General features: G+C 72.4%; 24 protein-coding genes. 12 read left to right on the top strand and 12 right to left on the bottom strand.

All coding sequences use genetic code 11. From position 1 onward, the window contains the following. Window positions 1-13: 13 nt before the first annotated feature. Genes NOSIN_RS16545 through NOSIN_RS16530 form a run of 4 tightly spaced genes read right to left on the bottom strand, consistent with a single transcriptional unit; the run spans window position 14 to window position 4,086 of the window. Complete coding sequence (locus tag NOSIN_RS16545) at window positions 14-682, bottom strand: response regulator (RefSeq protein WP_077691613.1); 669 nt, start codon at window positions 680-682, stop codon at window positions 14-16. Beyond that, on the bottom strand, window positions 679-1,875 hold the full coding sequence (locus NOSIN_RS16540) for a sensor histidine kinase (RefSeq protein ID WP_077691612.1): 1,197 nt from the start codon (window positions 1,873-1,875) through the stop codon (window positions 679-681). Before NOSIN_RS16540 ends, NOSIN_RS16545 begins: the two co-directional genes overlap by 4 nt. 37 nt (window positions 1,876-1,912) lie before the next feature. Then, window positions 1,913-3,184, bottom strand: coding sequence for a pentapeptide repeat-containing protein (locus NOSIN_RS16535; protein WP_077691611.1), 1,272 nt, complete (start codon window positions 3,182-3,184; stop codon window positions 1,913-1,915). Between the two features lie 41 nt (window positions 3,185-3,225). Then, window positions 3,226-4,086, bottom strand: a complete 861-nt coding sequence (locus tag NOSIN_RS16530; protein ID WP_077691610.1) for a spermidine synthase — start codon at window positions 4,084-4,086, stop codon at window positions 3,226-3,228. A 152-nt stretch (window positions 4,087-4,238) separates the two neighbouring features. On the opposite strand from NOSIN_RS16530, the gene NOSIN_RS16525 reads away from it, so the two are divergent. Further along, a complete protein-coding gene (locus NOSIN_RS16525; protein ID WP_077691609.1) occupies window positions 4,239-5,975 on the top strand; it encodes a proline--tRNA ligase in 1,737 nt (578 codons plus the stop codon). A 48-nt stretch (window positions 5,976-6,023) separates the two neighbouring features. Here the strand turns inward: NOSIN_RS16525 and NOSIN_RS16520 are convergent, their stop codons facing one another. Then, window positions 6,024-6,476 (bottom strand): ferritin-like domain-containing protein, encoded by a 453-nt coding sequence (locus NOSIN_RS16520; protein WP_077691608.1) that lies wholly within the window; start codon window positions 6,474-6,476, stop codon window positions 6,024-6,026. Window positions 6,477-6,748: 272 nt separating this feature from the next. After that, window positions 6,749-7,255, bottom strand: a complete 507-nt coding sequence (locus NOSIN_RS16515; protein WP_077691607.1) for a ferritin-like domain-containing protein — start codon at window positions 7,253-7,255, stop codon at window positions 6,749-6,751. 338 nt (window positions 7,256-7,593) lie between these two features. On the opposite strand from NOSIN_RS16515, the gene rimP reads away from it, so the two are divergent. The 7 genes from rimP (at window position 7,594) to truB (ending at window position 14,495) form a co-directional block, all read left to right on the top strand. Further along, the gene (gene rimP, locus NOSIN_RS16510) at window positions 7,594-8,076 is read left to right on the top strand and encodes a ribosome maturation factor RimP (RefSeq protein ID WP_077691606.1); all 483 of its coding nucleotides are present in this window, start codon (window positions 7,594-7,596) and stop codon (window positions 8,074-8,076) included. 24 nt (window positions 8,077-8,100) lie between these two features. Beyond that, window positions 8,101-9,114, top strand: coding sequence for a transcription termination factor NusA (gene nusA / locus NOSIN_RS16505; protein WP_077691605.1), 1,014 nt, complete (start codon window positions 8,101-8,103; stop codon window positions 9,112-9,114). Between the two features lie 13 nt (window positions 9,115-9,127). After that, on the top strand, window positions 9,128-9,451 hold the full coding sequence (locus tag NOSIN_RS16500; protein ID WP_077691604.1) for a YlxR family protein: 324 nt from the start codon (window positions 9,128-9,130) through the stop codon (window positions 9,449-9,451). A 215-nt stretch (window positions 9,452-9,666) separates the two neighbouring features. Next, complete coding sequence (gene infB, locus NOSIN_RS16495) at window positions 9,667-12,708, top strand: translation initiation factor IF-2 (RefSeq protein ID WP_077691603.1); 3,042 nt, start codon at window positions 9,667-9,669, stop codon at window positions 12,706-12,708. Between the two features lie 104 nt (window positions 12,709-12,812). Further along, complete coding sequence (locus NOSIN_RS16490; protein WP_077691602.1) at window positions 12,813-13,109, top strand: DUF503 domain-containing protein; 297 nt, start codon at window positions 12,813-12,815, stop codon at window positions 13,107-13,109. Between the two features lie 2 nt (window positions 13,110-13,111). Continuing rightward, window positions 13,112-13,552, top strand: coding sequence for a 30S ribosome-binding factor RbfA (gene rbfA / locus NOSIN_RS16485; protein ID WP_077691601.1), 441 nt, complete (start codon window positions 13,112-13,114; stop codon window positions 13,550-13,552). Window positions 13,553-13,607: 55 nt separating this feature from the next. Then, window positions 13,608-14,495, top strand: coding sequence for a tRNA pseudouridine(55) synthase TruB (gene truB, locus NOSIN_RS16480; RefSeq protein ID WP_077691600.1), 888 nt, complete (start codon window positions 13,608-13,610; stop codon window positions 14,493-14,495). 22 nt (window positions 14,496-14,517) lie between these two features. Here truB and NOSIN_RS16475 read toward each other — a convergent pair whose 3' ends face one another. The 3 genes from NOSIN_RS16475 to NOSIN_RS28035 form a co-directional block, all read right to left on the bottom strand. After that, on the bottom strand, window positions 14,518-15,366 hold the full coding sequence (locus NOSIN_RS16475) for an alpha/beta fold hydrolase (RefSeq protein ID WP_077691599.1): 849 nt from the start codon (window positions 15,364-15,366) through the stop codon (window positions 14,518-14,520). 84 nt (window positions 15,367-15,450) lie between these two features. Beyond that, entirely contained in the window at window positions 15,451-15,645 is a 195-nt protein-coding gene (locus NOSIN_RS16470) for a hypothetical protein (protein WP_077691598.1), read from the bottom strand. 15 nt (window positions 15,646-15,660) lie between these two features. Then, a complete protein-coding gene (locus NOSIN_RS28035) occupies window positions 15,661-15,795 on the bottom strand; it encodes a hypothetical protein (protein ID WP_255528257.1) in 135 nt (44 codons plus the stop codon). A gap of 263 nt (window positions 15,796-16,058) precedes the next feature. On the opposite strand from NOSIN_RS28035, the gene NOSIN_RS16465 reads away from it, so the two are divergent. From NOSIN_RS16465 to NOSIN_RS16450, 4 genes are all read left to right on the top strand, one after another. Then, on the top strand, window positions 16,059-17,006 hold the full coding sequence (locus NOSIN_RS16465) for a bifunctional riboflavin kinase/FAD synthetase (protein WP_077691597.1): 948 nt from the start codon (window positions 16,059-16,061) through the stop codon (window positions 17,004-17,006). 271 nt (window positions 17,007-17,277) lie between these two features. Next, on the top strand, window positions 17,278-17,547 hold the full coding sequence (gene rpsO / locus NOSIN_RS16460; protein ID WP_077691596.1) for a 30S ribosomal protein S15: 270 nt from the start codon (window positions 17,278-17,280) through the stop codon (window positions 17,545-17,547). 312 nt (window positions 17,548-17,859) lie between these two features. Beyond that, window positions 17,860-20,172: a polyribonucleotide nucleotidyltransferase gene (locus NOSIN_RS16455; RefSeq protein WP_077691595.1), complete on the top strand. Its 2,313-nt coding sequence runs from the start codon at window positions 17,860-17,862 to the stop codon at window positions 20,170-20,172. A gap of 119 nt (window positions 20,173-20,291) precedes the next feature. Further along, window positions 20,292-21,626 carry a M16 family metallopeptidase gene (locus NOSIN_RS16450; RefSeq protein WP_077691594.1) on the top strand — a complete coding sequence of 445 codons (1,335 nt, stop codon included), beginning with the start codon at window positions 20,292-20,294 and terminating at the stop codon, window positions 21,624-21,626. 195 nt (window positions 21,627-21,821) lie between these two features. On the opposite strand, the gene NOSIN_RS16445 is transcribed toward NOSIN_RS16450, so the two are convergent. The 3 genes from NOSIN_RS16445 to NOSIN_RS16435 form a co-directional block, all read right to left on the bottom strand. Then, complete coding sequence (locus NOSIN_RS16445) at window positions 21,822-22,379, bottom strand: dihydrofolate reductase family protein (RefSeq protein WP_077691593.1); 558 nt, start codon at window positions 22,377-22,379, stop codon at window positions 21,822-21,824. 359 nt (window positions 22,380-22,738) lie between these two features. Further along, window positions 22,739-23,404 (bottom strand): sigma-70 family RNA polymerase sigma factor, encoded by a 666-nt coding sequence (locus tag NOSIN_RS16440; protein ID WP_077691592.1) that lies wholly within the window; start codon window positions 23,402-23,404, stop codon window positions 22,739-22,741. A 265-nt stretch (window positions 23,405-23,669) separates the two neighbouring features. Continuing rightward, on the bottom strand, window positions 23,670-24,230 hold the full coding sequence (locus NOSIN_RS16435) for a hypothetical protein (RefSeq protein ID WP_077691591.1): 561 nt from the start codon (window positions 24,228-24,230) through the stop codon (window positions 23,670-23,672). Window positions 24,231-24,320 lie beyond the last annotated feature (90 nt).

The raw sequence follows: 24,320 nt of genomic DNA, 5'->3' as shown, positions 1-24,320 counted from the left end.
TCCCCGGGAGGCCCTACCGGCTCCACCCGGGAGTGACGAGGGCGGTCTCGTAGGCGATGACGACCAACTGGGCGCGGTCGCGCACGCCCAGCTTCACCATGGCCCGGCTGACGTGGGTCTTGGCCGTGGCCGGGCTGACCACCAGGTGCGCGGCGATCTCCTCGTTGGACAGGCCGCCGCCGACCAGGGCGACCACCTCGCGCTCGCGTTCGGTGAGCCCGTTCAGCCGTACCGAGGAGGCGGGGGCGCTCGGCGGGCGGCGCGCGTAGTCGGCGATCAGCCTCCGGGTGATCCCGGGCGAGAGCAGCGCCTCGCCGCCGTGCACCACCCGTACCGCGTGCAACAGGTCCCGGGGCTCGGTGTCCTTGACCAGGAAGCCGCTGACCCCCGAGCGCAGTGCCTCGAAGATGTACTCGTCCAGGTCGAAGGTGGTGAGGATGACGATCCGCGTCGACTCCAGCCCGGGATCGGCGAGGACGCGCCCGGCGGCGGCCAGGCCGTCCACGCCGGGCATGCGGATGTCCATCAGGACCACGTCCGGGCGCTCGGCGCACGCCAGTCGGACGGCCTCCTCGCCGTCGGCGGCCTCGGCGACCACCTCGATGTCGGCGGCGCTGTCCAGCAGCGCGCGAAACCCCGCGCGCACCAGGGCCTGGTCGTCTGCGAGCAGTACCCGGATCAACGGGTCCTCGCTTCCTCGTCGTGGGGGGCGGACTCCGGCCCGGCGCCGTTGAGGGGGAACCGGGCACGCACCCGGAATCCTCCTCCCCGGAGGGGCCCGGCGTCCACTGTTCCGCCCACGAGCGCGGCGCGCTCGCGCATCCCGGTGATGCCGTTGCCCGGTACCGGCGGCCCGACGGTCCCGTGGCCGTCGTCGGTGACCTCGACGACCAGGAGGGACGGGCGGTACTCGATCCGGACCTTCGCGGAGGAGGCCCCGGAGTGGCGGACCACGTTGGTGAGCGACTCCTGGACCGTGCGGTAGGCGGCGGATCCGGTGCCCGCGGGCAGGTGTCCGGGTGCGCCGGCGACCTCGACGGCCACGTCGGTCCCCGCGCCGCGGGTGCCCTCGGCCAGCTCCTCCACGCGGTCCAGCCCGGGGACGGGCGCCCTCGGCGCCGCCTCGTCCACCGCGCGCAGCACGCCGAGCATGCCGCGCAGCTCGGTGAGGGTGTCCTTGCTGGTCTGCTTGATGGTGGCCAGTGCCTCGGCGGCCCGCTCGGGCTCGGTCTCCATGAGGTAGAGGGCGGTCCCGGCCTGCACGTTGATGAGGGAGATGTTGTGCGCGACCGTGTCGTGCACGTCCCGGGCCAGCCGGACGCGCTCCTCGGAGGCCCGGCGCAGCAGCTCCTCCTCCCGGGTACGGGTGCTCTCGGCCTCGCGTTCGCGGTCGGCCCGCATGTACTCCTGCCGCCAGCGCACGACCTCGCCCGCGCACAGCAGGACGATGACCCAGGCGATGAGGCCGACCGCCTCGGGACGGAAGGCCGAGACCATGACGATCTCGTAGGCGTTGACGAGGAGGAACTGGCCGATGCCCAGCGCCCACCCGAACAACCGGTACCCCCGGCGGACCAGGGTGTAGAGCATGACGGCGGCACAGAACATGACCATGCCGTCGGGGAAGCCCAGGGGGTAGTACAGGGTCGAGGCCAGGACCGTGGCCAGCGCGGTGACGCACGGCCAGGCGGTCCGCCACAGGAGCGGCAGGCAGGCGGCCAAGATGAGCGCGTACCCCCACGGCCACGGGTCGCGGTTGACCGACGGGACCGGGTCGACCAGCTCGACCGCGAAGGTGCTGCCCAGGGATACGAACAACAGGACCAGAGTGATCCAGGCGTCGGCGCGTGTGGGACGCGGAGGTAGTGCTGCCACAGCCCCGAGAGTACGGGGAGCCCCTCGGGGGCGCGCGTCACCCGGCGGGAGGGTCTTCCGGCACCGGCGTACTCCCCGCGGAGTACGGGGAGCCGTCCGTGCTCCACGCGCGGGGAAGGGCCACCACCCCGGGTGCGGCCTTCGCCACGGCCTCCAGCAGCCCGAACGGCGGTGTTCCCGACGCCTCCTCCCCACCGCCCCTGGTGAACTCCACGCTCCCCGAGGTGAACTCCGCCACACGGAAGCTCGCACCGGCCTCCTCCAGGAACCGGCAGTCGTGGAACAGGACCTGGGATCCGCCGAACCGCGCCACGGCGAAGTCGACGTGCGTGCCCTGAAGCCGCAGGGCCTCGGGATCGTCCCCCGGGGACCCGGCCGGTACGCGGGCCCCGGCCGTGAACCGCACGTGGCGGAAGTTGACGGTCCCCCCGTTGAAGCGGGCATGTCGGAAGGACACGGTGGCGCCGTCGAAGCGGGAGTAGCGAAAGTCCACCTCCCCGCTGTTGAACCGCGCGCTGTTGAAGTTCATGTAGCCCGAGGAGAGGTGCATCCCGCGGAAGTGGCCGCCGTCGAAGACGGCCCCGGTGAAGTCGAAGCTGTGGCCCTGCCAGGGGCCGTCCTCCCGGAGACGGCTGCTGATGACGCGGAGGATGCTGTGCCGGACCTCCCGGAAGGAGGCGTACTCCAGTCTCCGGGCGTGCTCCTCCTCGGCCTGCCGCCCGTCGGCCGGTTCGGGGGAGAGGACGGGGGCGGATCCCTGCCCGAGCGCGGACGCGGGGACGGGCTCGGGTTCGTAGGGCATGCGGACGTAGGCGCACAGGACGTCGATGCAGGTCTGCCTGAGCTCCTGGTTGGGCGCGTCGTCGGCCAGGTGGGCCAGGGCGTGGACCGCTCCCAGCCGGACGGCCGCGTGCTCGCCGCCGAGTTCGGTGTAGGCGGCGGTGAAGCGGTCGTTGAAGAGTTTGACGTCCTCGCGTTCGGCCGCCTTCCGCGCGCGCAGGTTCGCCTGGTTGTTGTTGCGCTGCCGGTGGTAGGCGATCACCAGCAGGGCGATGCCGCTCAGCCCCGCGACGACGGCGAACGCGCGGGTGGCGACGGCGTCCAGGGCGGACGCCGGGATCCGCGCCGGGCGGTCGATCTCGGGAAAGCCCAGGAACCACAGGACACCGGCGCCGATCAGGGCCACTCCGCCGACCGTGGCCACCCACGCGCCCAGGATGTGCGGCCACAGCCGAGGCGGCGGTTCCTCCCCGGGGGCGGAGGGGCGCGGGCGCGCGGCGCGTGTGGAAGCCCTGGGGGAGACTCGCATGGGCCCTACGGTAGGGCTTTTCCGCTCTGTCCCGCTATGGGTTAGAAGACGCCGTCCGGCGGCGCGGGGGAGTCGACGGCGTCGGCGTCGTGGACGGGCGCGCGGCCCGAGACGAAGCGGTCCAGGTCCTCGCCCTCCAGCAGGCGGGCCATCTCCGGATCGCGGTGGGCCCGCCGGCCCAGCTCCTCCAGGGGGAGGGGCCGGTGGGACGCGGTCAGGACGAGGTTGCCGAACCGGCGCCCGCGCAGAACGCCCGGTTCGCCGGACAGGGCCGTGTGCGGCAGCGCCGTCCGCGCGGTCGCCACCTGGCTCCGGGTGTGGGCCAGGCTCCCGCCGTCGCCGATGTTGACCACCAGCGTCCCGGTGGGTCGCAGGACGCGCGCCAGCTCGGCGTAGAACTCCGCCGACGTCAGCCGGGCCGGGGTGCGCGCGCCGGAGAACACGTCGCTGATCACCAGGTCGGCGCTGTCGTCGTGCCGGGCGGCGATCCACTCCCGGGCGTCGCCGATGCCCACGCGCAGCTGCGCCCTGCGGTCCCAGGGCAGGCGTCGGCGCACCATGTCGACCAGGGGCGCGTCCACGTCCACCGCGCGCTGCCGGGATCCGGGCCTGGTGTGCGCCACGTAGCGGGCCAGGGTGAGCGCGCCCGCGCCCAGGTGCAGGGCCTCCACGGGCTCTCCCGGGGGAGCCGCGAGGTCGGCGGCGTGCGCGATCCGGCGCATGTAGGAGAAGTCCAGGTAGGAGGGGTCGGACAGGTCCACGTGGGACTGGGGCGTGCCCTCCACGACCAGGAACCACGAGTCCGGCCGGTCGGCGTCGGCGAGCAGCTCCGTGCCCGGCTCCCCACCGGGTTCCTCCTGCTCGTGCCCACGCTCCTGTTCCCGCGCGCGGCGTCTTCCCACTTCCGCCTCCGTTCCTCGGCGCCAGGATATGTGCCCGCCGGACACGGCCTGGCGCTAGCCTGGGGACCCCAACCTCTTCTGGGTCTTCCAGACGTGTTCGGGACTTCCAGTTTTTCCTGCGTATCCCACGAGGAGTGGCCGTGCTACTGCGGATGTCGACCCTGTTCCTGCGCACCCTGCGCGAGGACCCGGCGGACGCCGAGGTGCCGAGCCACAAGCTGCTCGTCCGCGCCGGGCTGGTGCGCCGGGCGGCCCCCGGCGTCTACTCCTGGCTGCCCCTGGGCAAGACCGTCCTGGACAACGTCTCACGGGTCGTGCGCGAGGAGATGGACGCCATCGGCGGCCAGGAGGTCCTCCTGCCCGCACTGCTGCCCAGGGAGTACTACGAGGCCACCGGGCGCTGGGAGGAGTACGGCGACACCCTGTTCCGCCTCAAGGACCGCAAGGGCGCCGACTACCTGCTCGGCCCCACCCACGAGGAGCTGTTCACGCTCCTGGTCAAGGGCGAGTACTCCTCCTACAAGGACTTCCCGGTCATCCTGTACCAGATCCAGGAGAAGTTCCGCGACGAGGCGCGCCCCCGGGCCGGCGTGCTGCGCGGCCGCGAGTTCCACATGAAGGACTCCTACTCCTTCGACATCGACGACGAGGGTCTGCAGGCCTCCTACGACAAGCACCGCGACGCCTACGTCCGGATCTTCGACCGGCTGGGCCTGGAGTACGTGGTCGTGTCGGCCACCTCGGGCGCGATGGGCGGCTCGGCCTCCGAGGAGTTCCTGGCCGTCGCACCGACCGGCGAGGACACCTTCGTGCGCAGCACGGAGTCCGACTACGCCGCCAACGTCGAGGCCGTGTCCGTCCCGGCCCCCGACGCGCGGCCCGTCGAGGGACTGCCCGAGGCCGTGGTGCACCACACCCCGGACACCGCCACCATCCAGACCCTGGTGGACTTCCTCAACGGGGCCGGCCTGGGCCGCGACTTCAGCGAGGCCGACACCCTCAAGAACGTCCTGGTCAAGACCCGCGCCCCCGGCTCCAAGGAGTGGGAGCTGCTGGCCATCGGCCTGCCCGGCGACCGCGAGGTGGACTTCAAGCGCCTGGAGGCCGCGCTGGAGCCCGCCGAGGTCGCGATCCTGGAGGAGGCCGACTTCGCCGCCAACCCGTTCCTGGTCAAGGGCTACATCGGCCCCCGCGCGCTGCTGGACAACAAGGTCCGCTACCTGGTCGACCCCAGGGTGGTCACCGGTACCGCCTGGGTGACCGGCGCTGACAAGGCCGACCACCACGTCGTCGACCTGGTCGCGGGCCGCGACTTCACCCCGGACGGCACCATCGACGTCGCCGAGGTGCGCGACGGCGACCCCTCCCCCGACGGCCGGGGCACGCTGTACACCGCGCGCGGCATCGAGATCGGCCACATCTTCCAGCTCGGGCGCAAGTACACCGACACCTTCCAGGTGGACGCGCTGGGATCGGACGGCAAGCCCAAGCGGGTCACCATGGGCTCCTACGGGATCGGCGTCTCGCGCGTCGTCGCCTCGATCGTCGAGCAGTCCCACGACGACAAGGGCATCGTCTGGCCGCGCGAGATCGCGCCCGCCGACGTGCACGTGGTCGGTACCGGCAAGGGCGAGCAGATCGAGGAGGCACTGCGCCTCGCCCGGGAGCTGGAGGCCCGTGGCCTGCGCGTGCTGGTGGACGACCGCAAGGGGGTCTCCCCCGGAGTGAAGTTCACCGACGCCGAGCTGCTGGGCGTCCCGACCGGCGTCATCGTCGGCCGCGGTCTCAAGGACGGCGTGGTGGAGCTGCGCGACCGCGCCACCGGCGACCGCGAGGAGGTCGCCCTGGCCGAGATCGTGGAGCGCACCGTCGCCGCCTGCCGCGGGTAGGGAACACGGGCGGGGCCGGGAGATCGCTCTCCCGGCCCCGCCACACGGCTATCCGGCCTCGTCGAAACCGGGCAGGGCGTCCAGCGTCCCGCCCCACTCCAGAGCGCGCACGGTCGCCTCCTGCATGGCCCTCGCCCCGGTCACCCTGAGGTCGGTGTCCCGCGAGGCCGTCAGCCACATGTAGGCGCGTACCGTCGTCTCCTCCAGGTTCACGGCGTAGGAGTCGACGGCCTCGTCGCCGTGCCCCTGCGAGAGCGGGTACGACGCCAGGGCGATCGGCGGGTCGACGCCCCGCTCCACGGCGGCCGCGTGCAGCGCGTCGCGCAACGCCTTGTGCTGGTAGGCGTTGTCCTTCGCGCGTTCGCGGCGGTCCTCGTCCTCGGCCGCCCCGCCGACGTACTCGTACCCGTACACGGCCGCGTGCTCGGCGCGCAGCGCCTCGGCCAGGGCCTCCGGGCCGACGTCCGGGTCCTGCTCGGGGGACGCGGAGCTCTCCCTCACCTGTCACCTGCCTTCCGTCTCGGGGGTACCCGCCGGTCCGTCACGCCCGCTCGTGCTAGGGCGTGTGTGGTGGGTGCCGCCCGTCGTTTGGAGAGTGCTGCGCGCGAAGCGCGACCGTTGAGGGTGGTGGGAGGGAGACGGGCGGGCGTATCCGGTGGTGGCCTCGCAAGGCCGAAGAAGGAGTCATCCTGGTTTGGCTGTTGACTGATGAGAACGCGGCGAGGGTGCCGCTGGGGCGTCGCGCAGCAGGGTGAGTATCCGCCATACATGCCCTAGACCTCGGCCAGCAGGTGCGCGTGTCCGGCCTCGCAGGCGCCGATAGCGCTGATCAACTGGGCCAGGCCCTGGTCGGTGACGGCGCCCGCCTGGTCCAGCCGGGCGCTCGTCGCGGCCGCCTCCAGCACGCCCAGCCCTCCGGCGCCCGGGACCGCGTCCAGCGCGGGGTCCTCCTCCGGGGCCGACGGGGACGCGCCCGCGCCCTCCACCGGGGGAGTGGGCGCGGAGCCCTCGGGCAGGGCCTCCAGCAGCGCGTCCAGGTGGGACAGGTGGTGTTCCAGGAACCGCCCCAGCAGCTCGGGGGGCCCCGATCCCTCGGCGACCGCTGCCTCGTAGCGCGCGACCATCCGCTTCTTCTCGCGGATCACGGAGCGCAGCACGTACTCGTTCGGGGTCACGTCCGAGGGGTACCACTCGGTCCCGCCGCACCCGGCCAGGACCCCGGCACCCACCGCGGCCGTCGCGCCCAGCACGGTGCGACGGCTGACGCAGCCGATCCCCACGCGCTCTCCCTCCGTAGCTCGCGGACCGCCCTCGGCGGTGGACGGTCCCCATCTTTCCACGGCCCGCGCGGGGCGCGGTCCGCCGCCGCACAGGCCCTTCCCGCGTATCGGAGGCCGCGCGGCGACGCGCCCCCGGCGCCGACGGCGACCTGGAAGGGGTCCGGGTGTGGATACCCTTGCAGCACAACCGCCGTCGCACGCGACGCGCGGACGGTCCGCGTCCCCGCCAGGGGAGGCGGACCGGTTTCAGCCGAAGACTACGTACAGAGCTGGACCGCCCCGTACACCGGCCCGACGGCCGAGCGGGCGGGATTTCGCCGTTGGAGGGTCGACACCACATGGGAGCGCAGTCGCGCGAGGAGCGCATCGCCGAGCTGCTGGAGCCGGTACTGGCCGAGGCCGGACTGGACCTGGAGTCCGTCGAGCTGACGCCGGCGGGCAAGCGGCGCGTCCTGCGTGTGGTCGTGGACTCCGACAACGGGGTCGACCTGGACACGGTCGGCGCGGTCAGCCAGGAGGTCAACACCGTCCTGGACTCCTCCGACGTCATGGGCCAGCAGCCCTACGTCCTGGAGGTCACCTCCCCGGGGGTGGACCGTCCGCTGACGCAGCCGAGGCACTGGCGCCGCTCACGCGGACGCCTGGTGCAGGCCTCCCTCCCCGACGGCGGGCAGGTCACCGGTCGCGTCACCGGCGCCGACGACGAGGGCGTCACCCTGGACGTCGAGGGCCAGCCCCGCACCTTCACCCACGCCGAACTCGGCAAGGGCAGGATCCAGGTGGAATTCCGTCGCGAAGCCGACACCGACGCGGCGGACTAGAGGGGGAGCCCCGTGGATATTGACATGAGCGTCCTGCGCAGCCTGGAGCGCGAGAAGGACATCTCGGTGGAGCTGGTGGCCAAGGCCATCGAGGACGCGCTGCTGATCGCCTACCACCGCGAGGAGGGCCCCGACAGGCGGGCACGCGTCGAGCTCAACCGCTCCAGCGGTCACGTGACCGTGTGGGTGACCGACACCAACGAGGACGGCGAGGCCGTCGGCGAGTTCGACGGCACCCCCACCGGATTCGGCCGCATCGCCACCTCCACCGCCAAGCAGGTCATCCTCCAGCGCCTGCGCGACGCCGAGGACGAGCTGACCCTGGGCGAGTTCGCCGGACGCGAGCACGACATCGTCTCCGGCATCATCCAGCAGGGCAGGGACCCCCGCAACGTGCTGGTGGACCTCGGCAGGGTCGAGGCCGTCCTGCCCCCGCAGGAGCAGGTGCCCACCGAGACCTACACCCACGGCGAGCGCCTGCGCGCCTACGTCGTACAGGTCCGCAAGGGCCACCGCGGTCCCTCGGTCACCCTCTCGCGCACGCACCCCAACCTGGTGCGCAAGCTCTTCGAGCTGGAGGTGCCCGAGATCGCCGACGGCACCGTCGAGATCGCGGCGATCGCCCGCGAGGCCGGGCACCGCACCAAGATGGCCGTGCACTCCAACCGGGGCGGCGTCAACGCCAAGGGCGCCTGCATCGGTCCGCTGGGCAGCCGCGTGCGCAACGTCATGGCCGAGCTCCACGGGGAGAAGATCGACATCGTCGACCACTCCGAGGACCCGGCCGAGTTCGTGGCCAACGCCCTGTCCCCCGCACGGGTCAACTCCGTGGAAATCCTTGACATGGCCGCCCGGGTCGCGCGCGTGGTCGTACCCGACTACCAGCAGTCCCTGGCGATCGGCAAGGAGGGCCAGAACGCCCGCCTGGCCGCACGTCTGACCGGCTGGCGCATCGACATCCGCTCCGACGCCGACCCCAGCGAGAGCATCCGGGACCAGGGTGTGAACGAGGGCGACGACGCCACCGCGACCGGTTGATCGGACCGCGGGGATGCGTCGACGCGATAGAGTGACCCAAGACGGTCCTGACCGTCCCGTGCGTACGTGCGTGGGGTGCCGGTCGCGGGCAGTCCAGTCCGACCTCGTGCGGCTGGTGGCTGTGGGCTCGGCCATCACGCCCGACACCCGGGGTCGACGTCCGGGGCGCGGCGCCTACCTGCACCGCGACCGGCGATGCCTTGAGCTCGCCGAGCGCCGCAGGGTGTGGTCCCGCGCGTACCGGAGGGGAGCGGGTGACGCCGGATGGGATACCTCGTCCGTGGCGTCCCTGCTCGACACCGCCCCGTGTGGCGGATCGAGTCAGCGCTCCCGATAGGGTTGGAATGTCTGGGCCGATCTACGGTGTTGTACTGACCGAGGTCGGCGTACCAGTGCTGTGTCGGCACCTAAGAAACCGGCCCATTGTTGTGTAGCGATGAGGAAGCAGGTCGAGATTGCGATGAGCGCCTGATGAGTACGCAGCGATGAGTAACTCAAGCTAACGACGGTCCGGCACGAGCCCATGTCCCGGACCGAAGCTGAAGGAGAGTAGTGGCGAAGGTCCGGGTGTACGAACTCGCCAAGGAGTTCGGTGTAGAGAGCAAGGCCGTCCTGGCCAAGCTCAACGAGATGGGCGAATTCGTTCGTTCGGCGTCCTCGACGATAGAGGCCCCCGTCGTACGACGCCTACAAGAAGCTTTCAACAACGGTTCCGACGGTGGACGCAAGGGTTCGGCTCCCAAGCCCGGCCCGCGCGGCGCCGCGGACAACGGCGCCTCCCCGAAGCCGGGTCCGGCGCCCAAGCCGGGTCCCAAGCCGGGACCCGCGCCCAAGCCGGCCGAGCAGGCTGAGAAGCCCGCCGAGCAGGTCGACAAGCCGGCCGAGCAGGCTGAGAAGCCCGTCGCGCAGGGCGAGTCCGCCCCGCGCCCCGGCGCGCCCAAGCCCGGCCCCAAGAGTCCCCGAGGCGACGCGGGTTCGCGCCCCGGCGGCGCGCCCAGGCCCGGCGCTCCCGCGGGCCGTCCCGAAGGTGGTCGTCCCGAGGGCGGCCGCTCCGAGGGTGGCCGTCCCGAGGGCGGCCGTCCCGAGCGCCCGCAGCGCGGCGACCGTCCCCAGCGCGGTGACCGCGCCGAGCGCGGCGGAGCCCGTCCGGGCCCGCGCCCGACCGGTCCGCGCCCGGGCAACAACCCGTTCGCCTCCAACGCCTCCGGCATGGGCTCCAAGCCCGCTCCGCGTCCGGGTGGCGGCGCCCCGCGTCCGGGACCGCGTCCCGGCCCGCAGGGCGGCGGCGACCAGCGCGCCCCGCGTCCCGGCGGCGGTGCTCCGCGTCCGGGTCCGCGTCCCGGCCCGCAGGGCGGCGGCGACCAGCGCGCCCCGCGTCCCGGCGGTGCGGGTGCTCCCCGCCCCGGCGGCGGTGCGGGCGGCCCGCGTCCGGGCGGCGGCGCTCCGCGTCCCGGCGGTCCGCGCCCCAGCCCGATGAACATGCCCTCGTCCCGTCCGACCCCGCCCGCCGGCGCCGGTCGCGGCGGCGGCGGCGGTCGTCCCGGCGCCGGTGGCGGCCGCGGTCGCGGGGGAGCCCCCGCGGGTGCCGGTCCGCGTCCCGGTGGCGGCGGTGGCCGTCCGGGCGGCTTCGGCGGTCGTCCTGGCGGCGGTCGCGGTCGCGGTGGCGGCACGGCCGGTGCGTTCGGTCGCCCCGGCGGCCGTCCCGGACGTGCCCGCAAGTCCAAGAAGCAGCGGCGTCAGGAGTTCCACGACCTCCAGGCCCCGTCCTTCGGCGGCGTCAAGATCCCGAGCGGCAACAACCAGACCATCCGCCTGTCCCGCGGCGCCTCGCTGTCGGACTTCGGCGACAAGATCGACGTCAACCCGGCGTCGCTGGTCCAGGTCATGATGCACCTGGGCGAGATGGTCACCGCGACCCAGTCCCTTCCGGACGAGACCCTTCAGCTTCTCGGCGAGGAGCTGAAGTACCGGATCGAGGTCGTCAGCCCGGAGGACGAGGACCGCGAGCTGCTGGAGTCGTTCTCCATCGAGTTCGGTGAGAACGAGGGCACCGACGAGGACCTGCGTCCGCGTCCGCCGGTGGTCACCGTCATGGGTCACGTCGACCACGGTAAGACCCGACTGCTGGACACCATCCGCAAGACCAACGTCGTAGGCGGCGAGGCCGGCGGTATCACCCAGCACATCGGTGCCTACCAGGTCGCCACCGAGGTGGACGGTGAAGAGCGCAGGATCACCTTCATCGACACCCCCGGTCACGAGGCGTTCACCGCCATGCGTGCCCGTGGTGCGAAGGTCACCGACGTCGCGGTGCTGGTCGTGGCGGCCGACGACGGCGTCAAGCCGCAGACGGCCGAGGCCATCGACCACGCCAAGGCGGCCGAGGTCCCGATCGTGGTCGCGGTCAACAAGATCGACGTCGAGGGCGCCGACCCGCAGCGGGTACGCGCCCAGATGACCGAGTACGGCCTGGTGGCCGAGGAGTTCGGCGGCGACGTCCAGTTCGTGGACATCTCCGCGCTCAGGGGCGACAACATCGACTCCCTGCTCGAGTCGGTCGTGCTGACCTCCGACGCGGCCCTGGACCTCCAGGCCAACCCGGAGATGTCGGCGCAGGGCCTGGCCATCGAGGCCTACCTGGACCGCGGTCGCGGTTCCATGGCCACGGTGCTGGTCCAGCGCGGCACGCTCCACGTCGGCGACTCGATCGTCTGCGGCGACGCCTTCGGCCGCGTTCGCGCCATGCTCGACGAGCACGGCCAGAACGTGCAGAGCGCCGAGCCGTCCCGTCCGGTGCAGGTGCTGGGTCTGACCAACGTTCCCAGCGCCGGTGACAACTTCCTGGTCGTCAAGGACGACCGGGTGGCGAGGCAGATCGCCCAGCAGCGTGAGGCGCGCGAGCGCTTCGCCCAGCAGGCGCGTTCGACCCGCCGGGTCACCCTCGACAACTGGCAGAACGCCATCAAGGAGGGCGAGCGCTCCGAGCTGCTCCTCCTCATCAAGGGCGACATGTCCGGTTCCGTCGAGGCGCTGGAGGAGTCCCTGCTCAAGATCGACGCGGGTGGCGACGAGGTCAGCATCCGGATCATCGGTCGCGGTGTCGGTGCGATCACGCAGAACGACATCAACCTGGCGGCGTCCGCGGAAGCGATCATCGTCGGCTTCAACGTTCGGCCCGAGGGCAAGAACAGCCAGCTGGCCGACCGCATGGGCGTGGACATCCGGTACTACTCGGTGATCTACCAGGCCATCGACGAGGTCGAGGCGGCCGTCAAGGGCCTCCTCAAGCCGATCTACGAAGAGGTCCAGCTCGGCAGCGCGGAGATCCGCGAGGTCTTCAAGGTGCCCAAGATCGGCAACATCGCCGGTTCGATCGTTCGCAGCGGCCTCATCCGCCGCAACGCCAAGGCGAGGATCATCCGCGAGGGCGTCGTCATCTCGGAGAACCTCAACGTGGACTCGCTGCGTCGGTTCAAGGACGACGCGACCGAGGTCCGCGAGGGCTTCGAGTGCGGTATCGGTGTCGGCTACAACGACCTGCGTGTCGGTGACGTCATCGAGACCTACGAGATGCAGGAGAAGCCCCGCGACTGATTCTCGCGGAGCCTGATCCGACGGGGCCCCGGCCGTGTGGCCGGGGCCCCGCGTTTGAAGCCGAGTACGGTTTCCACACGAATCCACACACCACAGGTGATCACTTGTACGTTGGGGCGCTGACCCTGGACGTCCTTCTCGGTGACGTCCACTCGCTCAAACAGAAGCGTTCGCTGGTGCGGCCGGTCACCGCCGAGCTGCGCCGCAAATTCTCGGTCTCGGTCTCCGAGGTGGGGGACCAGGACCTGTACCGGCGGGCCAAGATCGGCGTCGCCGTGGTCGCGCCGACGGCGGCGCACGTCCGGGACCTGATGGACACCTGCGAGCGCTTCGTCGCGGCCCGTCCCGAACTGGAGCTGCTCTCCGCCAGGCAGCGGCTCTTCAACGAAGAGGAAGACTGACGATGGTTGACGCCGCACGCGCGCGGAAGATCGCCGACCGCATCCAGCGCATCGTCGCCGAGATGCTGGACCGGCGGATCAAGGACCCGCGCCTGGGATTCGTCACCGTGACCGACGCGCGCATCACCGCGGACCTGCGGGACGCCACGGTGTACTACACGGTGTTCGGCACCGAGGACGAGAAGGCGGCCTCCGCCGCCGCCCTGGAGAGCGCCAAGGGCGTGATCCGCACCGAGGTGGGACGCCAGACCGGTATCCGCCACACGCCGAGCCTGACCTTCGTGGTCGACGAGGTGCAGGAGAACGCCCAGCACATCGAGGAGCTCCTGAACAAGGCGCGCCAGTCCGACGCGGAGCTGGCCGAGCGCGCCAGCGGTGCCAAGCCCGCGGGCGAGGCCGACCCCTACCGGGTCCCCCGCGAGTACGAGGACGAGGACGAGTAACACCCCCGGCGGCGGCACGGCCCGTGCCGCCGCCCCATCCCCTTCGAGGAGTCCCATGGCCGAGAGCGGCGTCGTGGTCGTCGACAAGCCCGCCGACTGGACCTCGCACGACGTGGTCGCCAAGACACGCGGGCTGGCGCGTACCCGCAGAGTGGGCCACGCGGGCACCCTGGACCCGATGGCCACCGGAGTCCTGGTGCTGGGGATCGAGAAGGGCACCAAGCTCCTCGGCCACCTGACCCTGACCGAGAAGGTCTACGAGACCACCATCCGGTTGGGCCTGACCACCAACACCGACGACGCCGAGGGCGAGCCCGGTGTCCGGGCGGACGCCTCCGGTGTCCGCGAGGAGGCCGTGCGGGCGGCCGCCGAGAAGCTCACGGGCCGGATCCAGCAGGTTCCGCCGCAGGTCAGCGCGATCAAGGTGGACGGCAAGCGCGCCTACAAGTCGGCGCGCGAGGGCAAGGAGGTCGTCCTCAAGGCCCGTACGGTCACCGTCTCGGAGTTCGCCGTCACCGGCGTGCGCCGCGTGTCCGACGCCGACGGGGAGTTCGTGGACGTGGACGCCGCCGTCACCTGCTCCAGCGGCACCTACATCCGCTCGCTGGCCCGCGACATGGGCGCCGACCTGGGCGTGGGAGGGCACCTGACCGCGCTGCGGCGCACCCGTGTGGGCCCCTACGACCTGTCCCGGGCGCGCACGCTGGACCAGTTGGCCGAGGAGTTCACACAGGTCCCGCTGGCCGAGGCCGTGGCCGCCGCCTTCCCCGCGCGTGCGCTCACCGAGCAGGAGGCGCGCCGTATCCAGCACGGCAACCGGATCGACCCCGACGGTTCGGGGAACGGGCCGGTCGGCCTGTTCGCCCCGGACGGCCGCGTGATCGCGCTGGGGGAGAACCGCCGGGACCACATGAAGCCCGTGGTGGTCTTCGAACCCGCCTGACCTTCCGCGGGCACCGCCCCGCTCAGAAGGCGGCCAGGAACTCCCCGAGCGCGGCGGTCAGCTCACCGGGGCGCTCGACGGACGGCAGGTGGCCGGTGTCGGGCATCTCCAGCAGCCGTGCGCCGGGCACGCCCTTGGCGTACAGGTCCGCGACCTCCCGCACCTGCGCGATCTCGGAGGCGCCCTTGACCACCAGTGTCGGCACGGCGATCTCGCCGAGGCGCTCCTTGGCGGGCCGCTCGGGCCAGAGGGTGGTGAGGACCGGGCCGGACCACTGGCGCGCGAACAGCTCCCGCAGCATCAGCAGTGTCAGGTCCCAGGCCTCGGTCGGCATGTCCTCGGGCAGGCGCCCGGGGCCCAGTACCATGAACCGGGCCTGGGCCTCGGCCATCGCCGCCACGTCGCCGGGGTCCGCTTCGGCGCGGCCCGCGCGGTACACCTCCAGCCGCTCGTGCGGAACGGCGCCCAGCACCATCTTCCGCGCCTCCCGGGTGAACGCCTCCGGCCACTCGTGCCCCGACATGCCCGGGCACACCAGGGCCAGCGCCTCCACCCGCTCGGGAGCGGCCAGCGCGGCGTCCGCGCAGTAGGCGCCCCCGAAGGAGGCCCCGACCAGGACCGCCCGTTCGATGCCCAGCGCGTCCATGAGGGCGAGCAGGTCCTCGTGGTGGGCGACGGGGCCCTCGTGGTCGGCCGAGCCGCCGTGGCCGCGCCAGTCGTAGCGGACCACGCGGTGGGTCCTCGCGAACGCGGTGAACTGGTGGTCCCACATGCGCCGGTCGGCCACGCCGGCGTGCACGAACACGATCGCGGGACCGGAGCCGGCCTCGTCGTAGGCCAGACGGGTCGCACCCGTGTCGATCATCGCCATCCGGGCACGTTAGCCGCCGTCCGCGCGTGTGCCAACCCGGCTCCGCCAGGGGCGGAGTGAACGCCCGGGGCCGCCCTGCGGTCCTCATCCGCCACGGAGGCCGGCATCCTCCAGTCCCTCCCGGACGACGCGGTGCATCACCTGGGACAGCAGGTCGAGGCGGCCGGGATCGGGAATCGGGCCCTGCTCCCACAAGGCCGGGTGTTCCTCGATCCAACGGCGCATGAGCGCGGTCGGCTTCACCCCCTGGGCCGCCGCGGCCTCGCGGACCCGGTCCATGGTGTGCTCGGGCAGTCAGGCCGAGGACACGGTCATGACCCTGTCCCGGGGGTCGGGATCGTGCCGTTCCAGTCCGGCCGCCTCGACGTCCTCACCGATGTCCTGTTCGCCGTAGTAGTCGGCCGGTTCGTCGGCTCTCTTGCCGTCCATGCTCGTCACGCCTTCCGTTGGGATGTCCACCGCTCCTCGGACGTCATGTCGCGGGCGGTCACCGCGTACCCGGAGCGGAATCCTGTCGAGATCCATGGGTCGGCACCTGGACTCGGGGAATGCGGGCGTGTGCCGGGCCACACCTTCCTTGTGGCGGTGGAGGACCCGTGGACGTGGCACCCTTGGTTCGGGCGGAACCCGGCCGTGCCGAGCACGGCGGGGTTCGCGCGGACCACGAGGAGCAACGAGCAGGGGAGCCGGACGTGCGGCGATGGGACGGGCTGGAGGGCGTGCCCTCCGGATGGGGGCGCTCCGTGGTGGCGGTCGGGGTGTTCGACGGAGTGCACCGGGGCCACCAGGCCATCCTGGAGACCGCGGTCGGGCACGGTCGCGAACTCGGGCTCCCGGTGGTCGTGGTCACCTTCGACCCCCATCCCGAGGCGGTGCTGCGCGGCACCGCCCCGCCGGTGCTCACCCCGATGGAGCGGCGCCTGGCGCTGCTCGGCGAACACGGCGCCGAGGCCGTGTGCGTCCTGTCCTTCAGCAAGGACCTGGCCTCCCTGACCCCCGAGGAGTTCGTCCGGCGGGTCCTGGTCGACCGCCTGCACGCCTCGGCCGTGGTCGTGGGCGAGGACTTCCGCTTCGGACACCGCGCGGCCGGCGACGTCGCCACGCTGACCGCGCTGGGCACCGAGTACGGCTTCACCGCCGACGGGGTCGCGCTGGTCGCGGACGGCGACGCCATCACCTCCACCCGTGTGCGCGGACTGCTCGCCGAGGGCTCCGTGGCCGGGGCCGCCGAGCTGCTCGGCCGCCCGCACCGGGTCGAGGGCGAGGTCGTGCACGGAGCCGCGCGCGGCCGCGAACTGCTGGGTTTTCCCACCGCCAACATGGACCTGCTCCCCGACACGGCCGTCCCCGGCGACGGCGTCTACGCGGGATGGCTGAACCGCACCGTCCCGGTCACCGGGGAGGAGGCGGGCTGGCCCGCGGCCATCTCCGTGGGCACCAACCCCACCTTCGACGGCGCCGAGCGCACCGTGGAGGCCTACGCCCTGGACCGCGACGACCTGGACCTGTACGGACTGAGCATGTCGGTGGACTTCACCGTGCGCATCCGCGGCCAGGAGCGCTTCGAGAGCATCGACGAGCTGATCGTGGCCATGCACCGCGACGTGGACCGCTGCCGTGAGGTCCTGAGCGCGGGGTAGGCGGGTGAACGGGCAGGCGGGAGGCCCCGTCCGTCCGTGGCGCGGCCCGTCACCCCGCGGTCTGCGGTAGGGTGGTCGATGTCCACGTGTGCCCCACGGCCGGTCGCCTCACCGCGACACGCCGGACGGGGAGCGCGGTGCACCCACGCCATCGGCGGCGGGCCGCGCGCACCACACGCGACGGCGACTGTTCGTACGCGCGGTCGTCGCGTCTGATCCCGGTCATGTGCCGGGTTCGCCCTGCGTACCGACTTTCTAGAGAAGGAGCGTTGTGTCGATCGACACCGCCACCAAAGAGAAGATCATCGCAGAGTACGGCACCGCGGAGGGTGACACCGGCTCCCCCGAGGTCCAGGTCGCTCTGCTCACGCACCGCATCATCGAGCTGACCGAGCACCTCAAGACCCACAAGCACGACCACCACAGCCGCCGTGGCCTGCTGCTGATGGTCGGTCGCCGCCGCCGTCTGCTCAAGTACGTCGCCAAGCAGGACATCACCCGTTACCGCTCGCTGATCGAGCGTCTGGGTCTGCGCCGCTAGGCTGACCGGCGGGAGTGGCTTCGGCCGCTCCCGCTTTGTTAGTAAGGTGTGACGCGACGGCGGTCACAGGCCGCCGTCGGTACCCGAATTTCACAGAGAACCACCCGCGCCTCTCCCTCGGCCGCAGAGTCGAGGCCGGTCCTCGGTAGTGGCCTCCGGACATCCCCGCCAGGGCATGCCGTGGGCTTCGATCGATGACCGGCCGTCATCAACTCCGGGGCACGGACGCGGGAAAGACGTCATGACGATCGCGCACAGGGCACCCCGTGCCCGGCGCGACGAACGCGAATCACGTGTAGTAGGAGGTCGCCCATGGAGGGCGTGTACTCGGCCGAAGCCGTCATCGACAACGGCTCTTTCGGCACCCGCAACATCCGCTTCGAGACCGGTCGCCTGGCTCGCCAGGCCGCCGGCGCGGCCACGGTGTACCTGGACGACGAGACCGTCGTGCTGTCCGCCACCACCGCCTCGAAGCGACCCAAGGAGAACCTCGACTTCTTCCCCCTGACGGTGGACGTCGAGGAGCGCATGTACGCCGCGGGCCGTATCCCCGGCTCCTTCTTCCGGCGTGAGGGCCGTCCCTCCGAGGACGCGGTCCTCACCTGCCGTCTGATCGACCGGCCGCTGCGCCCGTCGTTCAAGAAGGGCCTGCGCAACGAGATCCAGGTCGTCGAGACGATCCTGGCCCTGCACCCCGAGCACCTGTACGACGTCGTCGCCATCAACGCGGCCTCGCTGTCCACGCAGATCTCCGGGATCCCCTTCTCCGGTCCGATCGGCGGCGTGCGCGTCGCCCTCATCGACGGCCAGTGGGTGGGTTTCCCGACCCACACCGAGCTGGGGAAGGCCACCTTCGACATGGTGGTCGCCGGTCGCGTCCTGGAGGACGGCGACGTCGCCATCATGATGGTGGAGGCCGAGTCCACGCCCCACACCCTCAAGCTGGTCTCCGAGGGCGCCGTCGGCCCCAACGAGCAGACCATCTCCGAGGGCCTGGAGGCCGCCAAGCCCTTCATCAAGGTCCTGTGCAAGGCCCAGCAGGCCGTCGCCGACCAGGCCGGCCGTGAGCAGGCCGAGTTCCCGATCTTCCTCGACTACGAGGAGGACGTGTACGCCGCCGTCGAGGGCGCCGTCCGCGAGGACCTGTCCAAGGCGCTCACCATCGCCGACAAGCAGGACCGCGAGGCCGAGCTGGACCGCGTCAAGGCCACGGCGGTCGAGAGGCTCGCCGAGGACTTCGAGGGCCGCGAGAAGGAGGTCGGCGCCGCCTTCCGCTCCCTGAGCAAGCAGCTCATGCGCGAGCGCGTGCTGCGCGAGCAGGTCCGTATCGACGGCCGCGGCCCCAAGGACATCCGCCAGCTCAGCGCCGAGGTCGGCGTGCTGCCGCGGGTGCACGGCTCGGCCCTCTTCGAGCGCGGTGAGACCCAGATCCTGGGCGTCACCACGCTCAACATGCTGCGCATGGAGCAGATGGTTGACACGCTCAACCCTGACAAGACCAAGCGCTACATGCACAACTACAACTTCCCGCCCTACTCCACCGGTGAGACCGGTCGGGTGGGCTCGCCCAAGCGGCGCGAGATCGGGCACGGCGCCCTCGCCGAGCGCGCCCTGCTCCCGGTGCTGCCCGCCCGCGACGAGTTCCCCTACGCGATCCGGCAGGTCTCCGAGGCGCTGGGCTCCAACGGCTCCACATCGATGGGCTCGGTCTGCGCCTCCACCATGTCCCTGATGGCGGCCGGCGTGCCCCTGAAGGAGATGGTGTCGGGTATCGCCATGGGCCTGATCAGCGAGGGCGACAAGTTCGTCACGCTGACCGACATCCTCGGCGCCGAGGACGCGTTCGGCGACATGGACTTCAAGGTCGCCGGTACGCGCGACCTCATCACGGCCCTGCAGCTCGACACCAAGCTCGACGGCATCCCCGCCGAGCAGCTGGCGCTCGCGCTCCAGCAGGCCCGTGGCGCCCGTCTGGCCATCCTCGACGTCATGCGCGAGGCCATCGAGCGTCCGTCCGAGATGAGCCCGTACGCTCCGCGCATCCTGACGGTCAAGGTCCCGACCGAGAAGATCGGCGAGGTCATCGGCCCCAAGGGCAAGATGATCAACTCGATCCAGGACGACACCGGCGCCGAGATCTCGATCGAGGACGACGGCACCATCTACATCGGTGCCACCGACGGCCCCTCGGCCGAGGCCGCGCGGGACACGATCAACCAGATCGCGAACCCGACGATGCCCGAGGTCGGCGACCGGTACCTGGGCACCGTCGTCAAGACGACCGCGTTCGGCGCGTTCGTGTCGCTGCTGCCCGGCAAGGACGGCCTGCTGCACATCTCGCAGATCCGCAAGCTGCACGGCGGCAAGCGGATCGAGAACCTCGACGAGGTGATCGGCATCGGCGAGAAGATCCAGGTCGAGATCCGCGAGATCGACGACCGCGGCAAGCTGTCGCTGGTCCCGGTCGAGGTCGTGGAGGCCGAGTCCGCTCCCGCGCCGGCGGAGTCCGCCCCGGCCGAGGACGCCGAGGCCTCCGACGAGGACGGCGGGGAGAAGGCCGAACGCAGCGAGGACGCCCCGCGTCGTCGCCGCCGCCGCAGCTCGGCGCGCTCCGAGAACACCTGAGCCTGACCGAGGCCTGAAGGGGGCGGTCGCACCGTGGGTGCGGCCGCCCCCACCGCGTATCCTCGGCTGGGCCCGCCGGGTGTTCCCAGCCGCCGACGTCCGACGAAGAAGAAGGATCTATGAGCTCTGTCCCCATCGCCGCCGAGCAGGAGCCGGGTACGACCGTGACGCTGCTGGAGCCGGACGGCGGTTCCGGCCTGGTGCGCCGCACGGTGCTGCCCGGCGGTTTGCGCGTGGTCACCGAGGCCGTCCCGGGCGGCCGGTCCGCCGCGTTCGGGATCTCCGCGACCACGGGCTCCCGTGACGAGGACTCCGCGCACGCGGGGTCCTCGCACTTCCTGGAGCACCTGCTGTTCAAGGGGACCAAGGCTCGCTCGACGCTGGAGATCTCCGCGCTGCTGGACGGTGTGGGAGCGGACCACAACGCCTACACCACCAAGGAGCACACCTGCTACTACGCCAAGGTGCTCGACCGTGACCTGCCGCTGGCCGTCGACGTGGTGGGCGACATGGTGGCCAACTCGGTGCTCGACGAGGGCGAGGTGGAGACCGAGCGGGGCGTGATCCTGGAGGAGATCGCCATGTACGAGGACGAGCCCGCCGACCTGGTGGACGACGTCTTCGCGGCGCACTTCTTCGGCGACTCGCCCCTGGGGCGCCCCATCCTGGGCACCAACGAGACCATCCGGGCGCTGTCCCGGGACCGGATCGCCGAGCAGTACCGCGACGCGTACGTGCCCGGCGGGCTGATCGTGACCGCCGCAGGCAGCCTGGACCACGACCGGGTGGTGGAGCAGGTCCGGGAGCTCTTCGCCGAGCAGTTGGCCGCCGCCGGTGACGCCCGCCCGGTGCGCCCCCGCGCGGGAGGCTCCCCGGCGGCCACCCACGGGGGCACCGTGGTGGAGTCGCGCGAGACCGAGCAGGCGCACATCATCCTCGGCTCGGAGGGCCTGACCCGCAACGATCCGCGCTGGAACGCGCTGCGGCTGCTCAGCGCCGCCCTGGGCGGCGGGATGTCGTCCCGGCTGTTCCAGGAGGTGCGCGAGAAGCGCGGCCTGGCCTACGCCGTGCACGCCTACCACACCAGCTACGCCGACACCGGCATCTTCCAGATCTACGCGGGCTGCCTGCCGGAGAAGGCCGACGAGGTCATCGGGGTCTGCCGCGAGGAGCTGGCGCAGGTGGCCGCCTCAGGGCTCACCGACGAGGAGCTGAAGCGCGCCAAGGGCCAGATCCAGGGATCGCTGGTGCTGGGCACCGAGGGCACCAACGCCCGGATGGGGCGGCTGCTCTCGCACGAGCTGAACCGCCCTCGCCACTTCTCGATCGACGAGGACCTGGCGCTGGTCGAGGCCGTGACCGGCGAGGAGGTGGCCGCGGTGGCCGCCGACCTGCTGGCGAAGCCCCGCGCGCTGGCCGTGATCGGCCCCTACGAGGCCGACCGGGCCTTCTAGGGCGCGTCCCGTGGGGGATCTCGCCACGCGGAGCGAGTGTCCCGCCACCGGTCGAGGACCGGCATCGCGGCCATCGTGCCGTGGCCGCGCACCGGATCGCAGAACGCCTGACGCGCCGGTGCTCCGCTCCCGGCCGGCGGCTCGGCCCTACCCGCCCCGGCCGGGCCGCCGGCAGGTGGGACCGGCCCGTGCAGCTCAGCGGGTCCGGTAGTGCGCGTAGACCAGTCCGCTGTCGAAGGCACGCTCCTCGACCAGTTCGAGGTCGAGGCGCACGCCGTCGGGGAAGAACCGCTCGCCGCCGCCGACCACGCTCGTGGTGATGAACAGGTGGTACTCGTCCACCAGTCCGGCCGCGATCGCCTGGGCCGCGAGGTTCGGGCCGTCGACGGTGAGGTCGTGGTCGGCCTCGGCCTTGAACCTGCGCACCGCGTCCGGGTCGAAGGTCCGCTCGATCCTGGTCTTCGCGCTGGACACCGACTCAAGCGTCGTGGAGTACACGATCTTCTCCGCGGCCTGCCAGTCGCGGGCGTACTGGAGGATGTGCGGCGGCTGGTCGGGCTCGGTGTGCGCGGTCTCCCAGTAGACCATCGTCTCGTACATCCGTCGGCCGTAGAGGTATGTGCCGACGGGGCGGAAGAGGTCGTTGATGAAGGTATGCACCTCCTGGTCCCCGGCCCCGGTACCGAGGTCGCCCTCCGCCGCCTTGGCGTAGCCGTCGAGCGAGGTGATCATCGAGTAGATGAGCTTGGCCATGCGTCTCCTTCGGGTTCGACCGCGTCGGTCTGCCGGCGGCCCTACGGGTTTTGACCTCCGTGCGACCCGGAACTCATCGGCTGGACGGCCGGTTCCGCCAATCGCCGGATCCCGGACGAGGCGCACCTCGTCGGCGGGTCGCCCGCGCGGTTCCGCGCCCCGGCCGCCCGCCACGCGCGGCGAGTGGCCCGCCACCGGCCGGGGCGTGCCGTGACCGCGCACCGGCTCACAGGACACGCCCGGGGCCGCCGCCCTTCGGTGCGCCGCCCGTCCCCTCCGGCGCCCCGGGTCCCCGCCGCTCACCCGGCCGGGACCCGGGGCGCCGATGTCGCACGCCGCCTCCGCGCGGTACGCCCTTCTCAGCCGGTGAACCCGCGCAGCAGCTCACCGCGGGCGCGGGCGACCCGCGAGCGGATCGTGCCCACGGGGACGCCCTCCGACCGGGCGGCCTCGGCGTAGGTCAGACCCTCGACCCGGGTGAGGACGAACGCCCGCCTCCGCTCGGCCGAAAGCCCGTCCAGCAGGGCGCGCAGGGCGACGTACTCGTCGAACCGGGCCGACCGCTCGGGGAGCAGGTCCCAGTCGGTCGGGTGCACGCAGTCGGGCCGCGCCGCGTCGCTGCGGTAGCGGTCGACGACGGTGTTGCGGGCGATGGCCAGCAGCCAGGCCCGTGCCGGGGCGCGTTCGGCGAACCGCGGCAGGCCGCGCAGTGCCCGCAGGTAGGTCTCCTGGGTGAGTTCCTCGACCCGGTCGGAGTGGACTCTGCGGGCGATGTAGCGGGTGACGTCGGGGCGGGTGTGCCGGACGAACGCCTCCAGCGCGCTGTCCGAACCCCCGCGTGCGGCGAGCGCCAGCCGGTCGAGTTCGCGGCGGTGCTCCTCGGGGGAGCGCGACCCTCCCTCCGGGACCGGTGCGGCGGTCGGGGGCACGCCGGCGGGACGGTCGGTCCGCGGGCGGTGCGCGGGGCCCCGGGAGGGGTGGCGCGCCCGCAGGCGCTGTTCCTGGAACGTGGTGTCGGTGGGCATCGGTGCTCCGGGTTCCGGGCGCGCACGACCGTCCCGGCGGCCGACGGCCCCGGGCGGGGTGGTGCGCGCGGTGGCGGAAGACGTGCGCGGCCGGCCTCGCGGCGGAGGCCGGACGCGGGCACGCGGGAACCAGGCGTGCGCGGGGCCGTGTGCGGCACGGCGGGGCCGCGGCACGCCGAGGGCGCGGGTCCTCCCGGGGCGCGCGGACACGGGGCCGGAGGCGGCCCGGGGACAGTGTGCGCGAAGCGGTCCGGGAGAACACGCCCTAGAGCGCCGGCGGGCCCCTCAGGACCAGGCTGTGCCGCAGGTAGGGCGTGACGGGCGCGGGCGCGTCCCGCTCCGGGAACGGGGACGACGGCACCCGTTCGGGTGTCAGGCGCGGTACCGCGAGCACCAGGAGGGGCAACAGCGCGGAGGCGGTCAGGCGCAGGTAGGAGAAGAGCGCCGCCTCGCCCTGGCGCAGCCACCAGGCGCACACGGCGCCCGCCGCCATGTGGGCCGCGAGCATGTCGGCGCCGCCCGGGGCGGCCTCCACGGCGGCGGGGCCGGCCGCGTGGGCGCCGTGGGCGCCCGCCGACTGGGCCGTGGAGAACACCAGGTGCAGGGCCAGCTGGCCCCACGCCATCCACCCGGCGATCGCGCCGAGTCCGCGTTCGCGGCCGGTCGCGGCCCAGGCGAAGGCGTAGACCAGGGCGGCGCCCGCGAGCAGGCCGCCGAACGGAACGCCGTGGTCCGAGGTCAGGGTGTGGCCGCCCACGGACACGGCGGTGCACACCGAGGCGAACACCCCGGCGCGGGCCGCGCGCAGGGGTGGCCGCTCCGTCATGGGTTCATCGTCGCACCCGCTCGTCCCGCCCCGTGTCCGGGGTCCGCCGGGGCCGGCGGCTCCTCCTGGGGACGGTGCGCGTGCGGCGGG

Origin of the sequence: Nocardiopsis sinuspersici (genome assembly GCF_001998325.1) — a bacterium.
Taxonomy (GTDB): Bacteria; Actinomycetota; Actinomycetes; order Streptosporangiales; family Streptosporangiaceae; genus Nocardiopsis; species Nocardiopsis sinuspersici.
Note: the sequence above shows the minus strand (reverse complement) of the source record. Positions and strands in the feature narration are given on the sequence as shown.

What these genes read in the sequence shown, in the direction of transcription:
- NOSIN_RS16435 (WP_077691591.1), bottom strand. Translation starts at nt 24,230, where the DNA reads ATGACGGAGCGGCCACCCCTGCGCGCGGCCCGCGCCGGGGTGTTCGCC.
- NOSIN_RS16445 (WP_077691593.1), bottom strand. Translation starts at nt 22,379, where the DNA reads ATGGCCAAGCTCATCTACTCGATGATCACCTCGCTCGACGGCTACGCC.
- NOSIN_RS28035 (WP_255528257.1), bottom strand. Translation starts at nt 15,795, where the DNA reads ATGGACGGCAAGAGAGCCGACGAACCGGCCGACTACTACGGCGAACAG.
- truB (WP_077691600.1), top strand. Translation starts at nt 13,608, where the DNA reads ATGGCCGAGAGCGGCGTCGTGGTCGTCGACAAGCCCGCCGACTGGACC.
- NOSIN_RS16450 (WP_077691594.1), top strand. Translation starts at nt 20,292, where the DNA reads ATGAGCTCTGTCCCCATCGCCGCCGAGCAGGAGCCGGGTACGACCGTG.
- NOSIN_RS16455 (WP_077691595.1), top strand. Translation starts at nt 17,860, where the DNA reads ATGGAGGGCGTGTACTCGGCCGAAGCCGTCATCGACAACGGCTCTTTC.
- NOSIN_RS16525 (WP_077691609.1), top strand. Translation starts at nt 4,239, where the DNA reads ATGTCGACCCTGTTCCTGCGCACCCTGCGCGAGGACCCGGCGGACGCC.
- rimP (WP_077691606.1), top strand. Translation starts at nt 7,594, where the DNA reads ATGGGAGCGCAGTCGCGCGAGGAGCGCATCGCCGAGCTGCTGGAGCCG.
- rbfA (WP_077691601.1), top strand. Translation starts at nt 13,112, where the DNA reads ATGGTTGACGCCGCACGCGCGCGGAAGATCGCCGACCGCATCCAGCGC.
- NOSIN_RS16440 (WP_077691592.1), bottom strand. Translation starts at nt 23,404, where the DNA reads ATGCCCACCGACACCACGTTCCAGGAACAGCGCCTGCGGGCGCGCCAC.
- NOSIN_RS16500 (WP_077691604.1), top strand. Translation starts at nt 9,128, where the DNA reads ATGCGTCGACGCGATAGAGTGACCCAAGACGGTCCTGACCGTCCCGTG.
- NOSIN_RS16475 (WP_077691599.1), bottom strand. Translation starts at nt 15,366, where the DNA reads ATGGCGATGATCGACACGGGTGCGACCCGTCTGGCCTACGACGAGGCC.
- NOSIN_RS16470 (WP_077691598.1), bottom strand. Translation starts at nt 15,645, where the DNA reads ATGGACCGGGTCCGCGAGGCCGCGGCGGCCCAGGGGGTGAAGCCGACC.
- NOSIN_RS16535 (WP_077691611.1), bottom strand. Translation starts at nt 3,184, where the DNA reads ATGCGAGTCTCCCCCAGGGCTTCCACACGCGCCGCGCGCCCGCGCCCC.
- nusA (WP_077691605.1), top strand. Translation starts at nt 8,101, where the DNA reads ATGAGCGTCCTGCGCAGCCTGGAGCGCGAGAAGGACATCTCGGTGGAG.